The following is a 1,216-nucleotide window of genomic DNA, read 5'->3' on the forward strand; positions in this document are numbered from 1 at the left end:
TGTATAGGCTACACTTACTTGGACAATAAAGTTAGGGTCTTGTAGAATACAACCAAAGAGATGAGGAGAATCTACATGACTGAAAAACGATCAAGACGGACCTATACCAAGGAATTTAAAAACCAAATTGTACAGCTACATGAAAACGGTAAAACACGTACAGATATTCTTCGTGAGTACGACCTAACCTCCACCACTTTTGATAACTGGGTGAGGCGTCACAAAGCCACCGGGTCTTTTGAAGAAAAAGATCAGCGTACAGACGAAGAGAATGAATTAATCAAATTACGTAAAGAGAACCAACGTCTCCTAATGGAAAACGATATTTTAAAGCAAGCCGCGCTGATCATGGGACGAAAGTAGATGTGATTCAAAACAACCGTCACAAATACTCGGTATCAGCAATGTGCGACGTCCTAGGGATCGCAAGAAGCACGTTTTATTACACATCCGTTAAACAACAGGAGGATAGAACCCTGCAAAAAGATATCAAGGTAATTTTTAAACAGAGTCGAAACAATTACGGAACACGCAAAATCAAAAAAGAATTAGAGAAGATCAACCGGACGGTTTCTAGACGTCGCATTGGTCGCGTCATGAAGCAAACGGGTCTTGTATCCAATTACACTGTCGCTCAATATAAACCGTTTAAATCAAAAGTGAATGAGGAACCTGTAAAGAATGTTCTGGCGAGAAACTTTAACGGTCAAGAAGAATTGGCTGTGGTTGTCAGTGATTTAACATACGTAAGAGTCAATGGAAGATGGAATTATGTGTGCTTATTTGTCGATCTTTTTAATCGAGAAATCATCGGTTATAGCGCTGGGCCAGAAAAGACAGCAAAACTTGTATACAAAGCCTTGTCTAGCATTGAGCGCAGCTTAGATCGCATCCAATTGTTCCATACAGACCGCGGAAGTGAATTTAAAAATCAACTAATTGATGAAGCTTTAAAAGCTTTTGGCATCGGAAGATCACTAAGTATGAAAGGATGCCCGTACGACAATGCGGTAGCAGAATCCATGTTCAATGTGGTCAAAATAGAGTTCATTAAGCAAATGACCTTTTCTTCTATCAGCCAGTTAGAACGTGAACTACAGGATTATGTGAATTGGTTCAACCGGGTTCGGATTCATGGAACGCTGGATTATCTAACGCCTATTGAGTACCGATTAGGGACCTTATAAAAATTGTCCGATTTAATGTTGACAAGCCA

The 1,216-nt window shown here is 39.9% G+C and carries 1 protein-coding gene; it reads left to right on the forward strand.

The features are described from left to right. Window positions 1–75: 75 nt before the first annotated feature. Window positions 76–1,187, forward strand: a protein-coding gene (locus ACR65F_RS18155; protein ID WP_440505357.1) for an IS3 family transposase whose coding sequence is annotated in 2 segments (ribosomal slippage) — window positions 76–328 and window positions 328–1,187 — 1,113 coding nt in all. Because the reading frame shifts where the segments join, the coding sequence is not laid out codon by codon here. The last annotated feature ends 29 nt before the right edge of the window (window positions 1,188–1,216 follow it).

It is taken from the genome of Sporosarcina sp. SAFN-010 (assembly GCF_059415065.1).